This window comes from uncultured Sphingomonas sp., assembly GCF_902806265.1.
GTDB lineage: Bacteria > Pseudomonadota > Alphaproteobacteria > Sphingomonadales > Sphingomonadaceae > Sphingomicrobium.
Genome location: NZ_CADCVZ010000026.1, coordinates 1 through 18,079, shown reverse-complemented (window position 1 = coordinate 18,079; position 18,079 = coordinate 1). Strand labels below are relative to the sequence as shown.

Genomic DNA, 18,079 nt, shown 5'->3' with positions numbered 1-18,079 from the left:
TGCTTCCTAGTGATTGTGGCGCGGCGTGCGCGCGGAGGTGCCGCGGTACTTCAGCCCCAGCTCGAGCACTCCGCCTTCGGCTAGCTGGCCCGTCTTCTCACGGTAAATCTCCTCCCAGGGAGTCTGGCTTTGCGGGATGGGGGGCGGCGCTTCGGCCATGCGGCGGGCGATCTCTTCCTCGTCGACCAGCGCGTCGCACTGGCCGTTCTCGAGGTCGATGCGGATGACGTCGCCGGTGCGCAGCCAGGACAGGCCGCCCCCGGCCGCGCTTTCGGGCGAGGCGTTGAGGATCGACGGGCTATCGGACGTGCCGGACTGGCGACCGTCGCCGAGCGTCGGCAGGCTGGTAATACCGCGCTGGATCAGTGCATCGGGCGGCTGCATGTTCACCACCTCGGCCGAGCCCGGCCAGCCGATCGGCCCGGAGCCGCGGATGACCAGAATGCAGTTCTCGTCGATGTTTAGCGCGGGATCGTTGATGCGGTGGTGGTAGTCGTCCGAGCCGTCGAAAACGATCGCGCGGGCTTCGAACGCGCCTTCATGCCCAGGACGCGAGAGGTAGCGGTGGCGGAACTCCTCGGAGATCACGCTGGTCTTCATGATCGCGAAGTCGAACAGATTGCCCTTGAGCACCAGGAACCCGGCCCGCTCGCGGAACGGCTCGGCATAGGAGCCGACCAGCTCGCGGTCCCCGGTCTCGCGGCCCTGGAGATTGTTGGCCTGCGTCTTGCCCGTCACGGTCAACGCGGCGCCGTCGAGCTTGCCGGCGTTCAGCAGCTCCCACATGACCGCGGGCACCCCGCCAGCGCGGTGGAAACGCTCGCTGAGGAAGGTGCCGGCCGGCTGCATGTTGACCAGCAGCGGGATGTCGTAGCCGTGCTCCATCCAGTCGGCCGCGCTTATCTCCACGCCGGCATGCCGGGCCATGGCGGTGATGTGCGGTTGCGCGTTGCTGGACCCGCCGACCGCGCCCACCAGGCGGATGGCGTTAAGAAAGGCCTCGCGAGTCAGGATGCTTGACGGGCGCAGGTCCTCGTACGCCAGCTCCACCGCCCGCGCGCCGGTGCGGTAGGCCATCTGCCCACGCTCGCGGTAGGGTGCCGGGATGGCGGCGTTGCCGGGCAGGCACATGCCGAGCGCTTCGGCCACCGCGTTCATGGTGGAGGCGGTTCCCATGGTGTTGCAGTGGCCGGCGGACGGCGCGGAATCGGCAGCCCGGCGGAAGAACTCATCCTCGTCGATCTCTCCCGCAGCGAGCAGCCGGCGCGAGCGCCAGATGACCGTGCCGGATCCGACCAGCTCGCCATCGTGCCAGCCGTCCAGCATCGGCCCGCCGGACAGGGTGATCGCCGGGATGTCGACGGTCGCCGCGGCCATGACTGCGGCCGGGGTCGTCTTGTCGCACCCGGTGGTCAGCACCACCGCATCGATCGGATAGCCGTTGAGGATCTCGACCAGGCCGAGATAGGCGAGGTTGCGGTCGAGCGCGGCGGTGGGGCGGCGGCAATTCTCAAAGATGGGGTGCATCGGGAATTCCATCGGGATCCCGCCCGCATCCCGGATGCCCGCCTTAATCCGGTCGGCGAGCTCCAGGTGGATGCGGTTGCACGGCGCGATGTCGGAGCCGGACTGGGCGATGCCGATGATCGGCTTGCCGCAGCGGAGTTCGTCGGGCGTGATCCCATAGTTCATGAAGCGCTCGAGATAGAGCGCCGCCATGTCGCTGCGGCCGGGTGCCGCGAACCACTCGCGGGATCGGAACGGCATGGCAGGGGTGCGGGTCACTCGCAGTTGCTCCGTATCGGAAAGGAAGGGGGGCGGACTGCTCCGGCAGCCGCGCCCCTCAGAAGAGAGCCGAATGGTCAGCCCTGCATCTGCTCCAGTTCCTTGCCCTTGGTTTCATGAATGAAGCGCTGGACCAGGAAAAAGCTGATCACCGCAGAGATGGCGTAGAAGCTATAGCTCACCGCCAGTCCCAGCTCGCGGGCCATGACCGGGAAGCTCTGCGCAATGAGGTAGTTGGAGAACCACTGCGCAAAGCCCGCAACTGCCAGCGCCGACCCGCGGATCTGGTTGGGGAACATCTCGCCCAGCATCACCCACATGACCGGACCCCAGCTCACGTTGAAGAAGATCACGTAGAGGTTGGCGGCGATCAGCGCGACGATGCCGAGCCCAGAGGACAGCTGCAGGTTGCCCGCGGGGTCGAGCGTGCCATTGGCGAACACGTAGACCATCGAGAACAGGGTCACTGCCATGCCCGCGGACCCGATCAGCAGCAGCGGCTTGCGGCCGATCTTATCGATCACCGCGATGGTGATGAAGCAGGCGGCGATGGAGACCAGGCCGGAGACGATGTTGATCTGCAGCGACTGGTCCTCGGTGAAGCCGGCCAGCTGCCACAGTGTCGCGCCATAGTAGAAGATGACGTTGATGCCGACGAGCTGCTGGAACACGGCCAGCAGGATGCCCGCCCAGACGATCGGCCGGACGCGGCCGTTCGTGCCCTTGAGGTCGCTCAGCCGCGGGCGGTGATCCTGGCTGAAGGTGTCGCGGATCTCCTGCAGCTTGGCATCGGCCACACCGCGTCCGAAGAGGGAGGACAGCACTCCATGCGCCTGATCGTCACGACCTTTGGACACAAGATAGCGCGGGCTCTCTGGGATGAAGAACAGCGCGACCAGGAAGATCGCGGCGGGCAGCGCCTGCATCAGGTACATCCAGCGCCAGGCTTCCAGCCCCGCCCAGTAGGTCGCCGTGGTTTCGCCGGCCGCTGCGGCGAGGAAGTAGTTCACGACAAAGGCCGCCGTCAGCCCCGTGATGATCATGATCTGCTGGACCGTGGTGAGGCGTCCGCGGATGCTCGCGGGCGCGACTTCGGAGATGTAGGCGGGGGAGAGTACGCTCGCCGCGCCCACCGCCATGCCGCCGGCGATCCGCGCGATGACGAACACGCCTTGCGAAGTCGCGAAGCCTTGGATCAGGGCGCCAACGAGGAAGAGGACGGCGGAGAGCATCATAACGTTGCGGCGGCCCATGACGTCGGCCAGGCGGCCGGCGCTGAACGCCCCGATGAAGCAACCGATCAGCAGGGAGCCGACCGTAAAGCCCAGCCCTTCGTCCCCCAGGTTGAACGCCGTTCTCAACCCTTCCTGCGTGCCGTTCACTGCGCCACTGTCATAACCGAACAGGAAACCGCCAATGGTGGCCACGGCGACGATCGCGCCGATAAAGCCCATGTTCGCCCGTGCCGGACTGGCCTCAGTCATTCTCGCCCTCCTCAGCAGCCATCGACAGGCGATCGGCTGTTAGCGCTAACTTCTCCACGCTCCGCTCGGAAAAGCAATGGTCTTTTCACCGGAACGAGGATCGGATCGGCTGTTCAAGCGGAGGGCGGCACGGCAGACTCGCGGATCACGAGCTCATGGTCGAGCACCCGCTCGGCCGGGCCGACCGTGGTGCCCCGCCGCCCCGCGCGCAGTTCCGCCAGGAGCAGGTCCAGTGCCGCTCCGGCCATGGCTGCGACCGGTTGGCGGATGGTGGTCAGTTCCGGCCAGACGGTGGTCGCCTGGGAAGTGTCATCGAAACCCACGACGCTGAGGTCCCTGGGCAGGCTGAGCCCTCGCCGATGCGCGACGCTGATCACCGCCGCCGCCATGTCGTCGTTGCTGGCGAACACCGCCGTGGGGGGGCGCGGCAGATCGAGCAAGCGCTCGGCTGCGTCCAGCCCGGAGCGGAAAGTGAAATAGCCTTGTTCCAGGAGGATGTCGCGCTTGCCGAGCCTGGCCGCCTCGGCCGCGTCTCTAAAGCCCTGCTCACGCTCGGCACTCGCGATCTGGTCGGGGTGACCGGTGATCATGGCGATGCGCCGGTGTCCCAGGCCGATCAGATACTCCGTCATCTGCTTGGCTGCGCCGCGGTCGTTCATGCGAACGTTCAAGGGATTCTCGACCCGGCCCATGGCGACCGTGACTACGGGAACGTTCGCGTCGGCCAGTTCGCTCATGATGGCAACGGACTCGGACAGGGGAGGGGGCAGGATCACGCCCTCGACGTCCGCATTGGTGAAGCTGCGCGCCGCCTGCCGCTGGCTGTCTTCCCCGTCGGACTCGCACGGCTCGATCACCAGGTGGCAGCCGGCGCCCCGAGCGGTTTCAAGCGCGCCCACCAGGAACTGGCTGAGGTAGGCGGCGCTCGGGTTCGAGTAGAGCAGGCCGATGTGGGTGGCATCCCCCGCGGCCAGGCTGCGCGCGGCGCTGTTGGGCGAGTAGTTGAGCTTGGCGATCGCCTCCTGCACGCGTTCGCGCGTCCCGTCGCGGACGTTGCGTCCGTCGTTGATCACCCGCGACACGGTCATCGCGGACACCCCCGCAGCACGCGCGACGTCTTCAATCGTAATGCTGCCGCGGCGACGCCGGCTCGACCTGTCCATCTTCACCCCTCACGGCGAGCGTAAGAAGCGCTTTGAGCCATTGCAACAGCCCGGCACCGCTTTATGGTAGCGCTATCAAAAATTTCTTGCCTGTGGAGGTCCAATGAGCGTGCGTGCCCTGGGAAGCTTGAGCATGCTGGGTCTGGCTGCCGCGGCTGCAACGCTGGCGGTCCCGGTGTCCGCCGGGTCGGCGCAGCAGCAACGCAGCAGTGGGCGCCCGCTCTACAAGGACGCCTCGCAACCGGTCGACCGGCGAGTGGAGGACCTGCTTGCCCGGATGACGCTGGAGGAGAAAACGGCGCAGCTGATCACCATCTGGGAGCACAAGGACAAGATCCAGACCGACGCCGGCGCCTTCTCTCCCGCCGAAGCCAGCCAGAACTTTCCTCAGGGCCTCGGGCAGATCGCTCGGCCGTCCGACAAGCGCGGCGTCACGCAGTCGAACGCAGGCGCTGCGGGCGCCGCCGCGGGCACCGTCAACCGCGATGCACGGGACACTGCGGAGTATGTCAACGCCGCGCAGCGCTGGGCGGTGGAGAGAACCCGCCTGGGCATCCCCATCCTGATGCATGAGGAGGCGCTGCACGGCTACGTCGCCCGCGGCGCCACCAGCTTCCCGCAGTCAATCGCGCTTGCCAGCAGCTGGGACCCTGCTTTGCTGGAGCGCGTCTTCTCGGTGGCCGCGCGCGAGATGCGTGCTCGCGGCACTACTCTCGCCCTCGCTCCCGTGGTCGATGTCGCTCGCGATCCCCGCTGGGGCCGGATCGAGGAAACTTACGGCGAGGACCCGTACCTGGTCAGCGAGATGGGACTCGCGGCGATTCGCGGCTTTCAAGGGTCGACGCTGCCGCTCCGCCCGGACAAGGTCATGGTGACGTTGAAGCACATGACCGGGCACGGCCAGCCGGAGAACGGCACCAATGTCGGTCCGGCGCAGATCTCCGAACGCACGCTGCGCGAGAACTTCTTCCCGCCGTTCGAGCGGGCGGTCAAGGAGCTTCCCGTGCGTTCGGTGATGGCGTCGTACAACGAGATCGACGGGGTGCCGTCGCACGGCAATCCGTGGCTGCTCAACGACGTGCTCCGGCGCGAGTGGGGGTTCGAGGGCGCGGTGGTCAGCGACTATTTCGCGATCCGCGAGATGAACACCCGCCACAAGATGTTCACCGATATCAAGGAGGCGGGCGAGCGGGCGATCAAATCGGGCGTAGACTCCGAGACCCCCGACGGTGAGGCCTACGTCCACCTGCCCGAGCTTGTCCGTACCCGCCGCGTGCCGCAGGCCTTGGTCGATCAGGCGGTGCGGCGTATGCTCCGACTCAAGTTCGAAGCCGGACTGTTCGAGAACCCCTACGCTGATGCGAGAAGGGCGGAGCGCAAGACCGCGACGCCGGATGCGGTCGCCTTGGCCCGCGAAGCGGCGCAGCGCTCGATGGTGCTGCTCAAGAACCAGGGCGGGCTGCTGCCGCTCGTGCCGGCCAACATCCGCCGCCTGGCGGTGATCGGTACCCACGCCAAGGACACGCCGATCGGCGGCTACAGCGACGAGCCGCGCCATGTGGTCAGCGTGCTAGAAGGCCTGCAGGCCGCATCGCGCGGCCGCTTCGCGGTGGACTTTGCTGAGGGCGTTCGGCTGACCGAAAGCCGCTGCTGGTCGTGCGACGAGGTCAAGCTGGTGCCGGAAGCGGTCAATCGCCAGCTGATCGCGCAGGCGGTCGAGACCGCGCGCAAGGCCGACACGATCGTGATGGTGCTCGGCGAGAACGAGCAACTCAGCCGCGAGGCCTGGGCCGACCAGCACCTCGGCGACCGCAGCGCCCTGGACCTTGTCGGTCAGCAGGAGGACCTCGCCCGCGCGATCCTGGCGCTCGGCAAGCCGACGGTGGTGGTGCTGCTCAACGGTCGGCCGCTGGCGGTCAACTACCTTGCGGAGAACGCGCCGGCGCTGATCGAGGGCTGGTACCTGGGCCAGGAGACTGGCCATGCCGTGGCCGACGCGCTGCTGGGCAAGGTCAACCCGGGCGGCAAATTGCCGGTGTCGGTCGCCCGCAGCGTGGGGCAGCTGCCCATCTACTACAATCACAAGCCGACGGCGCGGCGCGGCTACCTGTTCGAGACGACCAAGCCGCTCTACCCGTTCGGTTACGGGCTCAGCTACACGCGCTTCGACATCTCGGCGCCACGGCTGGCGCAGGCTACGATCGGGACCGGCGATCGTGTCGGGGTCGATGTGGACGTCGCCAACACCGGCCAGCGGATTGGCGATGAGGTCGTGCAGCTCTACTTGCGCGACGACGAGGCCTCGGTCACTCGTCCGGTGCTGGAGCTGAAGCGCTTCCGGCGGGTGACCCTGAGACCCGGCGAGCGCCGTACCGTGCGCTTCGAGCTAACCCCGGACGACCTCGCGCTCTGGAACATGCAGATGAAGAAGGTGGTGGAGCCCGGTACCTTCACCATCTCAACGGGGCCGAACTCGGTCGACCTCAAAAGCGCCAAGCTGACGGTGGCCGCCCGCTAGGTGCAGGCGCGGTCGAGCGCCGGCGCGAAGTCGGTGCGCGGCGGCAGCGGCAAGTTCCTAGCCGCCGCCGCTTCCTCCAGCCCGCGTGGCCCGGCGGGCTGGGCAGGATTCTTGTCGGTCGCGTACACGGGATCGCGCTGCGCATCGGAGAGGCTGACGAAGCGGAAGCCGCTCGTGCGATACAGCTCGAGCAACCGCGGCATCATTCGGGTGGTGAACGCTCCGCCGTGCAGCAGCAGGACATAGGGGATGTCCCGGCCATGCAGCTGTCGTGACAGCCCGCGATAGAAGCCAATGCTCTGCCGCGCCGCCTCCATGTAGCTGCGCTCCAGCTCGGCGATCGCGGCCTGGTCGCTCGCCCCGCGGCAGCGGACGTACGGTCCCGTCCAATGCCAGTCGCTAAAGTCCATGGTGACCGCGGCGATGCGGTAGTTGTGCTTGGCCAGGATCGCGCGCCCGGCCGCACGCTTCGCCGGCGTCGCGCCCTCCTGCAGGAAAGGGTAGCGGAACCAGCGCCCGTCGTCGGGGTGCAGCAGCGGTTCGTTGCGCAGCAGTTCCGCCTCGAACTCGGCCTCGCTCAGCTGATTGAAGTTCTTGTGCGACCAGCCGTGATTGCCGAGCGGAAATCCGCGGTTGCGCCAAGACTGGAGCAAGGCGGCATGTGCAGGTTGCTGCTCCACTTGCTGACCGTTGATGAAGCCATGCGCGTCACGAGCGCCGCCCGCCTCCAGCGCGGCGAGCAGACCGCTCGCCATGCGCTCGGGCGAGTCGCCGGTGGGTAGCTCTCCATGGACCGGAAGGTCGTCGAGCGTAATCGCGAGCGCGAGGCCCCTGTTGTTCGGCACGGTCGCGCAGCCGGCAAGCAGGCTCACCAGTAGCAGCGCCGCCGCACGGCCCAGCTTCACTTGCGCTCGCCCGGGCGTTCAGCCAGCCACGCGGAGACCCACACCAGCGGTGCGTTCCAATTGATTGCAACTTCGTTGAGGCTGTAGGCCCGGGCGTCGTCGAGCCAGCAGGCCTGCGCCGCGCACTTGCCCCTGAGCGTCGCTGCGACCTCGTCAGTCATTGCCGTGTTGTTCGGCCCGCCGGACAGCGCCCCGCGCGGCGGCGGCGGGAAGCGCGGATCGAGCGAGTTGGCCCAGAACCGATGGTGCGGATTCACCATCGGCCGCGCGCCGTAGCCGGTCACGTAGGAGCGATCGAGCGGGTTGCGGCCGAGGACGTAATCCATCGCGTCGATCACGCCCGACCGGTAGCGGTCCTGACCGCTGAAGTCGTAGGCCAACCCCAGCAGCATGGCCCGGTTGAGCAGGTTCGAGTTCGACCCCCAGACCGTGTTGCCGGCATGGGGAACGAGGTAGCCGGTCCGCTCGCGCTCGGCGAGGAAGCGGTCGGCCGCCGACTGGACGGCCTGCCGGAGCCGCCGCGCTTCTCCGTTCGGCAGCGAATTGGGAAAACTCGCCAGCGTGACGGTGCCCAGCGGCGCGACACTTCCCCAACCGGGCTCGCCCGCGACCGTCCGGAAGTGCGGCGAACGCTGCAGCGCGGCTCGGTACGGTGCCTCGCCGGTAGTGGCGAACAGCTCGGCGGCGGCCCAGTAGAACTCGTCGCCGAGCTCGTCATCGCCATACGCGCCGCTGCCGGTGAAGTCCGCCAGCGCATAGACTTGCGGGTTGCGCACCGCGGCCGCCCAGGCGCGCTCGGCGCCACGGAGGCAGCGGTCGGCATAAGCCGAGTCGACTTGGCGCCAGACCCGCGCGCATTGCGCGGCGTTCGCGGCCAGGTTGAGCGTCGCCGCGGTGGTCGGCGGGAACAGCTGGCGCTTCTCCGGGTCCTGGTCCGGGCGCATGGGGAGCGAGGTCCACTTCTCGTCCGCCAGCTTGTGATGCGCCATCCCGGACGCGTCGATCTCGCTAAAGGTCAGGCCGGGAACGGTCTCCTTGGCTCCCGCCGGCACCCGCAGCCGCGTGCCCTCGGGCACCTGCATCTTGAGCAGGAAGTCCATCTGCCAGCGTGCCTCGTCCAGCAGGTCGGACAGGCCATTGCCGCGCTCGGGAATTGCAGCGGTGCCGTCGGCAAACAGCCTCGAGCCCGAGGCGGTCAGTCGCTCGTGAAGGTTGAGCAACGTCCACAGCGAGATGCCCGCGTTCACCACATATTTCCCGTGGTCGCCGGCGTCGTACCAGCCGCCGCTCACCTCCAGCGTGTAAGGACAGCCGGGCCAGACATTACCCTTGCTGTCGGTGCCGCTAACGCAGGTCGCCCGCTCGTTCGGGTGGCCCGCCGGCCGGGCCCAGCGCTGTCCGACCAAGCTCGCCTCGATCGGCGTGCCCGCGCGATTGTGGTAGAAATAGGCGAGCGCATCGTAAGGCAGGCGCGGGTAGGGCGCGGCCGAGATGTCGAACGGACGGCTAGCGGCAGCGCCGACGCGCAAGAACAGCGCCTTGCCCGGCTGGCGATAGCGGCTGAAGTCGACCCGGTGGACATGCTCGCCCGACCAACGGTCCTGGCCGAAGACGGTGGTGCGACCGGTTGCGAGCACCCGGCCGTCGAAATCCATCAGAGACCAGGCGAGCGGCTGCTTGCCGGCGTTCGGCACCACTGCGCGCTTGGGACCGCCGACGAGGATGCCGACCTGATTGAGTCGCACAGGCGCGACTTCCGCAGCGCCGGCTGAAGAAAAGGCGGCAAGCGCCGCGGCGCTGAGGAGCCAGCTCGATCGGATCATTCCACTGTTTCCTTGCCTGTCAGCCGAACCGGACTGCGCGCTCGGGCGCTGCCGCCTTGCTGGCCGCAACCATCTCAGGAGCCGCGCAGTTGTCGAGAATGAATTGCTTGTGCGTCGGCATGTAGTTGGCGCTGTTCCCAACTGCCTCCGCGATGTGCTGCAGACGGCGCCGCGTCTCGTCGAGCGGCATGATGTCAGCAACGGGATCGTAGGTGCGCGCCTGCATCAGCTGGCCCACCATGACCGCGAACCAGCTGGTGTCGTTGAACAGCTCGTCATTTTCGCGGAAGGTGCGGCCATACGCCTCGTACACCCGCATCTTCTCGGCGAGGCGCTCGGGGATCGGCATGTTGCGGCAATAGTCCCAGAAGGGAGAATCATCCCGCTGCGTGACGTGATAGTGGAGCACCAGGAACTCTCGTACGATCTCATATTCATAGGCGACGGTGCGGTTGTAGCGGTCGATCTCGGCCTGCTGGAAGGTGCGGTCGGGGAACATGGCCATCAGCCGGGACAGGCCGCTCTGCACCAGCCAGATGCTGGTCGACTCAAGCGGCTCGAGGAACCCCGCCGCAAGCCCAAGCGATACGCAATTCTTGATCCAGCTCTGCCGCCGGCGTCCGGTCTTGAACGGCACCACCCGCGGCTCGGCGAGCGGCTTGCCGTCGAGGTTGCTCATGAGGATGTCGGCAGCCTCGTCATCGCTCATGAAGTCGCTGCAGAACACATGGCCGTTGCCGATCCGATGCTGCAGCGGGATGCGCCATTGCCAGCCGGCAGTATGGGCGGTGGACCGGGTATAGGGCGTAATCTCCTCGACGCTCTCGCACGGCACGGCGATCGCGCGGTTGCACGGCAGGTAGTGCGACCAGTCTTCGTATCCGCTCTTCAGCGCCTGTTCGATCAGCAGGCCGCGAAAGCCGGAGCAGTCGATGAACAGGTCGGCCTCGATCCTGCGCCCGTCCTGCAAAGTGACGGACTCCACGAACCCGTCTTCGCCCCGTAGTGTCACGTCGACGATCTTGCCCTCCTGCCGGACGACGCCGCGGCTGGTCGCATATTCCCGCAGGTATCGGGCGTAGAGCCCGGCATCGAAATGGTAGGCGTAGGCGATCTGCGACAGCGGCGAATTACCGGCGTCGAACGGCCGCATGAACTTGCCGCGCTCGCCCGCTAGGGCCGGCAGGGACCATTCGTCGAGGCGCGGCGCTTCGCCCGCCTGGTGCAGTCGCAGCCAGTGCGAGTGGAACGACACGCCCTGCATGTTGAGCCCGTAGGAGCCGAACGGGTGGAAGTAGACGTGACCCTGGCGCCCCCAGTTCACGAACTGGATGCCGAGCTTGAACGTGCCGTTGGTGCGGCGGACGAAGTCGTCCTCGTCGATCTCCAGCATGCGGTTGAAGGTCGCCATCTGCGGGATGGTGGCTTCACCGACGCCGATGATGCCGATCTCGTCGGACTCGATCAGGGTGATCGAACAATAACGGTTGGTCAGGATCTTGGCCAAGGTCGCGGCGGCCATCCAGCCTGCGGTTCCGCCGCCGACGATGAGCACGCTGCGGATACGCTGGTCGGTCAACTCATGCTCCTCCATCTGGTGGTCACGCCGGCCGGGCGCGATCCGGCCACCTGCGCGAGATAGTTCTGGTGAGCCGGCATGGACTCGGCCGCCCGCCGGATGAACGGCGCCATCCGGCCCAGCGTTGCGCGCACCTCTTCATTCGGCAGTGCGTCTGCGAGCGGATCCCAGCGGCGGGGCACGATCCCCTGGCCGAGCAGCACGGCCAACCAGCTCGCCTCGCTGAACAGCTCGTCCTCGTGGCGGAACACCCGGCCGTTCTCGCGGAACAACGCGATCTTGCGGGCGAGGCTGTCGGGCACCGCCATGTTCGCCGCGGCGCGCCAAAACTCGCTGTCGCGGCGCTCGGTGGCCTTATAGTGGAGGATAATGAAATCGCGGACCTGCTCCAGCTGCAGGGCGGTCAGCCGGTTGTACTCGTCCGCCAGCACCGGGTCGAACCGCCGGTCCGGAAACAGCGCCAGCAGCTTGGAGATGCCGGCCTGGACGAAGTGGATGCTGGTGGACTCCAGAGGCTCCAGAAAGCCGCTCGCCAAACCCAGCGCAACCACGTTACGCTCCCACACCCTGTCACGCCGTCCAGCGGTGAAGCGGAGGAAGCGGGGTTCGGCAAGCGGCTCACCGTTGAGCCTGGCGAAAGCCGTCGCAGCCGCCTCATCGTCGCTGATGTGGGCCGATGAATAAACGTAGCCGGTGCCTACGCGGTGCTGCAGAGGGATCCGCCATTGCCAGCCTGCTGGGAGCGCCGTTGCGCGCGTGTAAGGCAGCGGCGGTTCGGTGGCAGCGGCCGGTACGGCGACGGCCCGATCGCACGGCAGCCACCGGCTCCAATCCTCGTAGCCGACGCCGAGTGCCTGACCGAGCAGAAGGGCGCGGGAACCCGAGCAGTCGATGAACAAGTCGCCCTCGATCCGCTCGCCGCTTTCCAATTGGAGCGCCTCGACAAAGCCGTCCTCGCTGCGCAGGGCTACATCGACGATCCTCCCTTCGCGCCGGACGACGCCTCGTGCGGTCGCATGATCGCGCAGGAAGGCGGCGTAGAGACTTGCGTCGAAGTGGAACGCATATTTGTACTTGGACAGTACCGATTTCGGATCGGGCGATGGACGTTGGAAGCGGCCAAGGCGGGCTGCCACCGCGCAGAGGTTGAAGTCCTCGAAGCCATGTCGCTCACCGGCAGCGCGGCTCTTCAGCCAGAACTGGTGGAAGCTCACGCCCTCCATGTCGGCACCGAAGGGGCCGAACGGATGCATGTAGCGGTGGCCGAGGCGGGTCCAGTCGACGAACTCGATCCCCAGCTTGAAGGTGGCCTGCGTCCGCCGGACGAATTCGGTTTCGTCGATGCCTACCATCGCACTGAAGGTGCGGATCGGCGGGATGGTCGCCTCGCCGACGCCAATGGTGCCGATCTCCTCGGATTCGATCAGGGTCACGCTGGTGCCGGTTGCACACAGCCGGGCAAGGGCCGCGGCCGCCATCCAACCCGCGGTGCCGCCGCCGGCGATCACGACGCGCTCGATCGGCCCTTGCCTCATGCCGCTGCAGCTCCCCTGGCCAGCTGCCGCAGATAGTCGCCGTGCGAGGGCAGGTGAGAAATCGCCTGGATCATGACCTGCCGCATGCGCGCGAGCTGGCTGGTCAGGCGTTCCAGCGGAATGGCTTCGGCGAGCGCGTCCGTGCGCGCGGCGGTGATGCCATGCCCGTCGAACAACGCCGCCCATTCGGCCTCGTCGAGCAGGTCGCCATCGAGCAGCGGCACCCGCCCGCGGCTGCGATAGAGATCGATCTTTCGTTCAAGCTTCTCGTTCCGGGAAGGCTGGCGCGCGCCGTCCCACGACTGCTCGCCAGCACGGCCGTTCAGCCGGTACGGCAGCAGCGCAAGGTCCCGCGCCCGGTCGATCTCCTCGACCGTTGCCCGGTTATATTCGTTCGCTTCCGCCTGCATTTCCATACTCGCGGGAAGTAGGCGAAGCAGCCGCTCAACTCCATTCTGAAGCAGCGAGAAAGGCATGGAGTGAAGCGGCTCTACTACAGCGGCGGCGGCCCCGATCGCCACGCAATTGCCGTTCCAGGGGGCGCGTTTGCCCGCCTTCACGGCCTCATCGCGCGGCGGGCTGACCAAGTCGCCCGCGCAATCGGCGAGGAGCAGCCGCTCGGCCTGATCGGGCGACAACAGCTGCGATGAGTAGGCGAAGCTCTCGCCCACGATCCCCGCTGCTGGAATGGTCAGGCGCCAGCCCTCGCTACGGGCGGCGGCATGCGCGTAAGCAGCCGGGGGAGCGCTGGCGCGGATCGCTGCCGAGGCCGTTCGGTCGAACGGGAACAGGCCGGCGCAGCTCTCGAGGTCGGCTCCCCTTAGGCTGCCGGCCAGCGCTCCGCGTGCACCGGTCGCATCGATGAAGACGTCACCCACCAGCCGCTCGCCGCGGGCGAGGTGCAGGGCCTCGATCCTGCCGTTCGCGACTTCGACCGACCCGAGCGCATCCCGCACGATCGTCGCTCCCCGCCGGCGCGCCAGGCCGAACAGCGCGTCCGCATAGGCCGCGGCGTGGAGGTGCAGACCGTAAGTGAAGGTGGATAGGACCGAGCGCGGATCGTCGGACGGCCGAGCGAAGCGGCCGGACTGCGCCAGCATGGCTGCGATCGAATAATCGGCCAAGGCGACCTTCTCGCCCTCCGTGCGGAGGCGTGCGGCAAGTAGGTGGAATGGAACCCCCTCGATGGAGGCGCCCGCATCGCCATAGGGGAGGAAATAAGTAGGCCGGACCGCAGACCAGCCGGAATAGGCAGTGCCCAAGGTGAAGCTTGCCGCGCCCCCGCGGATCAGCGCATCCTCATCCACACCGAGGTCGGCGTGGAAGCGACGGATACCTGGCCGGGTGGCGACGACCGGGCCGAAGCTGGCGTCCGCGTCGCCGCCGTCGCGGAGCACAGTGACGCTGTGGCTTCCGGTCGGCAGGCGCGTGGCAACCGCAACCCCGGCCATCGCCCCCGCGATCCCGCCGCCGGCGATGACGTAGCGTGTGGGCTGCCGTACCTCCGCCGTCATCCGACGGCCGCAGCGTTGATCGAGCGGAGATACTCGCAATGCAGCGGCATGGCCGCGGCCGCTTGACGGCAGGCCCCGGCCATGTCCGCCAGACGGGCCGCCAGCCTGTCGAGCTCGATCCATGCGGCAAGCGGATCGACCCTGCACGGCACGATATTCTGCCCGACGTAGACGGCGATCCAGCTCGGCTCCAGGAACATGCCGTCACGCTGGTTCACGACCACCCCGCGCTCGCGGAACAGCTCCAGCTTATGGGCGAGACTGTCGGGCAGGCTCATCGTCCGGCAATGGTTCCACAAGGGCGAGTCGTCGCGCTGGGTGGCGCAATAATGAAGGATGATGAAGTCGCGGACGCGCTCATATTCCAGGTCCATGGCCCGGTTGAACTCCGCCGCGTCCAGCGGATCCCAGCCGCGGTAGGGCAACAATTCGAGCAGCTTGCCAATGGCGAGCTGGACCAGGTGGATGCTGGTGGACTCCAGCGGCTCGATGAAGCCCGCTGCCAGGCCCAGCGCCACGCAGTTGCCGACCCACTGGCGGCGGCGCTTGCCGGGCAGGAAGCGCAAGCGGTTGGGCTCGGCCAGCGGCGCTCCTTCCAAGCCGTCCCGCAAAGCCTGCTCGGCGGCAGCGTCGTCGATGAACGCACTGGCATAGACATGACCGTTGCCGACGCGGTGCTGCAGCGGGATGCGCCAGGTCCAGCCCGCCTGCAGGGCCGTGGCGCGGGTGTAGGGCGTCAAGTCCTCCACGCTTTCGCACGGCATCGCTATCGCCCGGTCGCAGGGCAACCAGTGCTGCCAGCTTTCGTAACCGGCGGAGAGCGCCTGCTCGATCAGCAGACCGCGAAAGCCCGAGCAGTCCATGAACAGGTCAGCCTCGACCGACTGGCCCGATGCGAGCGTTACCGACCGGATGAAGCCGCTTGCTCCATCCAGCGCGGTGTCGACGATCCGTCCCTCGATCCGCTGCACGCCCAGCCGCTCGGCGAGCGTCCGCAGGAATCGCCCATAAAGCGTCGCATCGAACTGGTAGGCATAGGAGTAAGTCGAGTAAAGCGACCGCGGGTCTTGCGAGGGCGGCCCAAAGCGGTTGCGGCGCGCGGCTTGCACCGGCAGCGAGAAATCCTCCAGGGCATGATTCCCGTCAGCCTCGCGTGCGCGCAGCCACCAGTGCAGGAACGAAACGCCATCCTCGGCCATGCCGAACGCACCGAAAGGATGGATGTAGCTGTCACCGACCCGCCCCCAGTTGCGGAACTCGATGCCAAGCTTGAACGTGGCCTTGGTAGTCCGCATGAATTCGGCTTCGTCAATGCCGAGCGCGGAATTGAAGAAGCGGATGTGCGGAACCGTCGCCTCGCCCACGCCGACCGTCCCGATCTCCTCCGATTCGACCAGGCTGATTCGGATCGGCAGGCCAGCAAGCTTGTGAGCAAGTGCAGCAGCCGTCATCCATCCGGCGGTGCCGCCGCCGACGATGAGGATGTGCTGCAAAGGCGTGGGCTTCACAGGCATGCTCCACCTGCGCTGCAATGCAGCAAAGGGCGCGGAGAGTTCGCTGCAACGCAGTAGGATTGTTGCATTTTTGCTGCTTGATTGTGTTTCATCGGTGCGTACAAGTTACCGCTAACAACGAACGGCGCGGCTGCGCAACTGTTAGCGCTAACGCTGGAAGGGGATCGGATGCTCGGACAACGAAAGCAAGGGGATCGGCAGGCAGGAACGTCGCCGATCAGCCTCAAGGCCGGCGCATCGGCGCTGGCGATGTCGGCCATGCTCATGGCGGCGCCTGCCTTTGCTCAGGAGGCTCCCGCCCCCACGCAGGAAACCCCGACCCCGCCCGAGAACCAGGACTCCAGTCAGGCGGCCTCCGAGACCATTGGCATCACGTCCAATCCGAGCGACCCTGTCGAGGAAGCGACCACCAACGACACGGTGGATGACGGCACCATCGTCGTCACCGGCATCCGCCGCAGCCTGCAACGCTCCCGCGACATCAAGCGCAACTCGGACGTGGTGGTCGACTCGGTCAGCGCCGAGGATATCAGCGCGCTTCCCGATCGCTCGGTTACTGAAGCGCTGCAGCGCATCCCAGGCGTGGCCATCGATCGCTTTGCTGCCGGCAGTGACCCTGACCACTTCTCCACGGAAGGCAGCGGCGTTGTTGTCCGTGGCCTGACCTACACGCGGAGCGAGCTCAACGGGCGCGATACCTTTACTGCCAACAACGGACGCGGCCTGAGCTTCTCCGACGTTCCGTCCGAGCTGCTGGGCGGCGTCGATGTATTCAAGAGCCCGTCTGCCGACATGGTCGAAGGCGGCATCTCCGGTACAGTCAACCTGCGCACGCGCGTCCCGTTCGACCAGGAAAAGCGGCTGGTAGTCGCGGGTTCCGCCGAGGTGAACTACGGCGACATGCGCAAGAAGGGGAGCCCGACCTTCTCCATTCTTGCCAGCAACCGCTGGGAAACCCCCATCGGCGAGCTCGGCCTGCTTGGCAGCTTCACCCGGTCCAAGCTGAAGTTCCGCAGCGACGGCATCCAGATCTCCAATTATGGCGTTCGCACGCTGTACACGAGCGGCGACGTGATCCCCTCGGAGGGCGCGGTGCCCATCGGCAACGCCGAGTGCACTCCGGCCGAACCGACCCAAGATTCGTGTGTCTACCTGCCGCGCGGCGCTGCGCTGCGCACGCAGGACACGGATCGCAAACGCACCGGCTACTCGGCCGCGGCCCAGTGGCGGAGCAACGATCGTTCGATGCTCGCGACCCTGCAGTTCCTCCGTTCGGACTCAAACGAGACCTGGACCGAGCGCGCCTTTGAAATCGCGACCGATAATGTAACGGACGCCGGCGACTCCCGCGCGGTGCCCGGTACGACGCTGGACTTTGACGACGACGGCGTATTCGACAATGGCGTAATCACCGGTCCGACCGGGTGGCGGGACGACCAGCAGAATACTGCCGCATGGGGTGGCAACGGCGACGTTCGCACGCCCCGGCTTGGCTTGCAGAGCAACAACATCACCCGCGAGGTCGACGCGAGCAATCGGACTACCGACATCAGCGCGAACTTGAAGTGGAACGCAACCGACCGGATTACGCTGAATTTCGACTACCAGCATGTCGCGTCTAGGGTCAAAAATCTGGATGTGGGCTTATGGACGTCAAGCTTCCAAAACGCCTTGATTGACGTCAACGGCGGTGATCTTCCGACCCTCGAGTTTCGGCCCCCTGAGGTATGTTCGGGCCCAGCAGTCAACAGTCCTTGTACGGACCTTGTCGGCGGCGCATCGGATCAAGATCCGAGCTACTTCAGAGAAGGCAACAGCAGCTTCGCTGATCCGTATAATACCTTCTTCCGCAGCACGATGGATCACATCGAGGACAGCGAAGGCAACGAAGATGCGGCGCGGATAGACGTAGATTATGCTTTTCCGAACACGGACTGGCTGAGCTCAATCCGCGCGGGAGTCAGGCATGCGGACCGGGAGAACGTTGCCCGCTTCTCGACTTATAACTGGGGTGTCCTCAGCGAGATCTGGGGTGGTAACGGACCGGTGTGGGTCAGTGACAATGTCGACGGTGTGCCAGGTGGCAGTGGAGGAACTCCTCAGACGGGAGCGGTTGAGAGTTTCGGCTTCTCCGACTTCCTTCGCGGTCAGGCGGGCGATCCCCTTCTTGGCGACCCGCGGTCGTTGGACAGTTCGGCCACGCTGATGAAGTCAAAGAAGTCAAGCTGCGCCACCGTGCGCCGCACCGACAGGCGGGCG

Annotated in this window: 11 protein-coding genes; 2 read left to right on the top strand and 9 right to left on the bottom strand. The window is 66.6% G+C overall.

Features of this window, described 5'->3' with window-relative positions; translation table 11 throughout:
- Positions 1 to 6: 6 nt before the first annotated feature.
- The 3 genes from QZX62_RS06045 to QZX62_RS06035 all read right to left on the bottom strand — a co-directional run bounded on the left by QZX62_RS06045 (position 7) and on the right by QZX62_RS06035 (position 4,432).
- Entirely contained in the window at positions 7 to 1,767 is a 1,761-nt protein-coding gene (locus QZX62_RS06045; RefSeq protein ID WP_294172958.1) for an IlvD/Edd family dehydratase, read from the bottom strand.
- Between the two features lie 95 nt (positions 1,768 to 1,862).
- Positions 1,863 to 3,269, bottom strand: coding sequence for a sugar porter family MFS transporter (locus tag QZX62_RS06040; protein WP_294172939.1), 1,407 nt, complete (start codon positions 3,267 to 3,269; stop codon positions 1,863 to 1,865).
- Positions 3,270 to 3,382: 113 nt separating this feature from the next.
- On the bottom strand, positions 3,383 to 4,432 hold the full coding sequence (locus QZX62_RS06035; protein WP_294172937.1) for a LacI family DNA-binding transcriptional regulator: 1,050 nt from the start codon (positions 4,430 to 4,432) through the stop codon (positions 3,383 to 3,385).
- A 103-nt stretch (positions 4,433 to 4,535) separates the two neighbouring features.
- Between QZX62_RS06035 and QZX62_RS06030 the strand changes: the two genes are divergently transcribed.
- Entirely contained in the window at positions 4,536 to 6,950 is a 2,415-nt protein-coding gene (locus QZX62_RS06030) for a glycoside hydrolase family 3 N-terminal domain-containing protein (RefSeq protein WP_294172936.1), read from the top strand.
- Here the strand turns inward: QZX62_RS06030 and QZX62_RS06025 are convergent.
- Genes QZX62_RS06025 through QZX62_RS06000 form a run of 6 tightly spaced genes read right to left on the bottom strand, consistent with a single transcriptional unit; the run spans position 6,947 to position 15,820 of the window.
- Positions 6,947 to 7,855, bottom strand: coding sequence for a polysaccharide deacetylase family protein (locus QZX62_RS06025; protein WP_294172934.1), 909 nt, complete (start codon positions 7,853 to 7,855; stop codon positions 6,947 to 6,949). The genes QZX62_RS06030 and QZX62_RS06025 overlap by 4 nt on opposite strands.
- Positions 7,852 to 9,678, bottom strand: coding sequence for a glycoside hydrolase family 9 protein (locus QZX62_RS06020; protein WP_294172933.1), 1,827 nt, complete (start codon positions 9,676 to 9,678; stop codon positions 7,852 to 7,854). The genes QZX62_RS06025 and QZX62_RS06020 overlap by 4 nt, the downstream gene beginning before the upstream one ends.
- A gap of 19 nt (positions 9,679 to 9,697) precedes the next feature.
- The gene (locus QZX62_RS06015; protein WP_294172932.1) at positions 9,698 to 11,257 is read right to left on the bottom strand and encodes a tryptophan halogenase family protein; all 1,560 of its coding nucleotides are present in this window, start codon (positions 11,255 to 11,257) and stop codon (positions 9,698 to 9,700) included.
- The gene (locus QZX62_RS06010; protein ID WP_294172931.1) at positions 11,254 to 12,792 is read right to left on the bottom strand and encodes a tryptophan halogenase family protein; all 1,539 of its coding nucleotides are present in this window, start codon (positions 12,790 to 12,792) and stop codon (positions 11,254 to 11,256) included. The genes QZX62_RS06015 and QZX62_RS06010 overlap by 4 nt, the downstream gene beginning before the upstream one ends.
- Positions 12,789 to 14,306, bottom strand: coding sequence for a tryptophan 7-halogenase (locus QZX62_RS06005; protein WP_294172930.1), 1,518 nt, complete (start codon positions 14,304 to 14,306; stop codon positions 12,789 to 12,791). Before QZX62_RS06005 ends, QZX62_RS06010 begins: the two co-directional genes overlap by 4 nt.
- Entirely contained in the window at positions 14,303 to 15,820 is a 1,518-nt protein-coding gene (locus tag QZX62_RS06000) for a tryptophan halogenase family protein (protein WP_294172928.1), read from the bottom strand. The genes QZX62_RS06005 and QZX62_RS06000 overlap by 4 nt, the downstream gene beginning before the upstream one ends.
- 168 nt (positions 15,821 to 15,988) lie before the next feature.
- Between QZX62_RS06000 and QZX62_RS05995 the strand changes: the two genes are divergently transcribed.
- The coding region (locus tag QZX62_RS05995) for a TonB-dependent receptor (RefSeq protein WP_294172926.1) at positions 15,989 to 18,079 on the top strand (2,091 nt) is incomplete at its 3' end.

What these genes read in the sequence shown, in the direction of transcription:
- QZX62_RS06045 (WP_294172958.1), bottom strand. Translation starts at nt 1,767, where the DNA reads ATGCCGTTCCGATCCCGCGAGTGGTTCGCGGCACCCGGCCGCAGCGAC.
- QZX62_RS06040 (WP_294172939.1), bottom strand. Translation starts at nt 3,269, where the DNA reads ATGACTGAGGCCAGTCCGGCACGGGCGAACATGGGCTTTATCGGCGCG.
- QZX62_RS06035 (WP_294172937.1), bottom strand. Translation starts at nt 4,432, where the DNA reads ATGGACAGGTCGAGCCGGCGTCGCCGCGGCAGCATTACGATTGAAGAC.
- QZX62_RS06030 (WP_294172936.1), top strand. Translation starts at nt 4,536, where the DNA reads ATGAGCGTGCGTGCCCTGGGAAGCTTGAGCATGCTGGGTCTGGCTGCC.
- QZX62_RS06020 (WP_294172933.1), bottom strand. Translation starts at nt 9,678, where the DNA reads ATGATCCGATCGAGCTGGCTCCTCAGCGCCGCGGCGCTTGCCGCCTTT.
- QZX62_RS06010 (WP_294172931.1), bottom strand. Translation starts at nt 12,792, where the DNA reads ATGAGGCAAGGGCCGATCGAGCGCGTCGTGATCGCCGGCGGCGGCACC.
- QZX62_RS06005 (WP_294172930.1), bottom strand. Translation starts at nt 14,306, where the DNA reads ATGACGGCGGAGGTACGGCAGCCCACACGCTACGTCATCGCCGGCGGC.
- QZX62_RS06000 (WP_294172928.1), bottom strand. Translation starts at nt 15,820, where the DNA reads ATGCCTGTGAAGCCCACGCCTTTGCAGCACATCCTCATCGTCGGCGGC.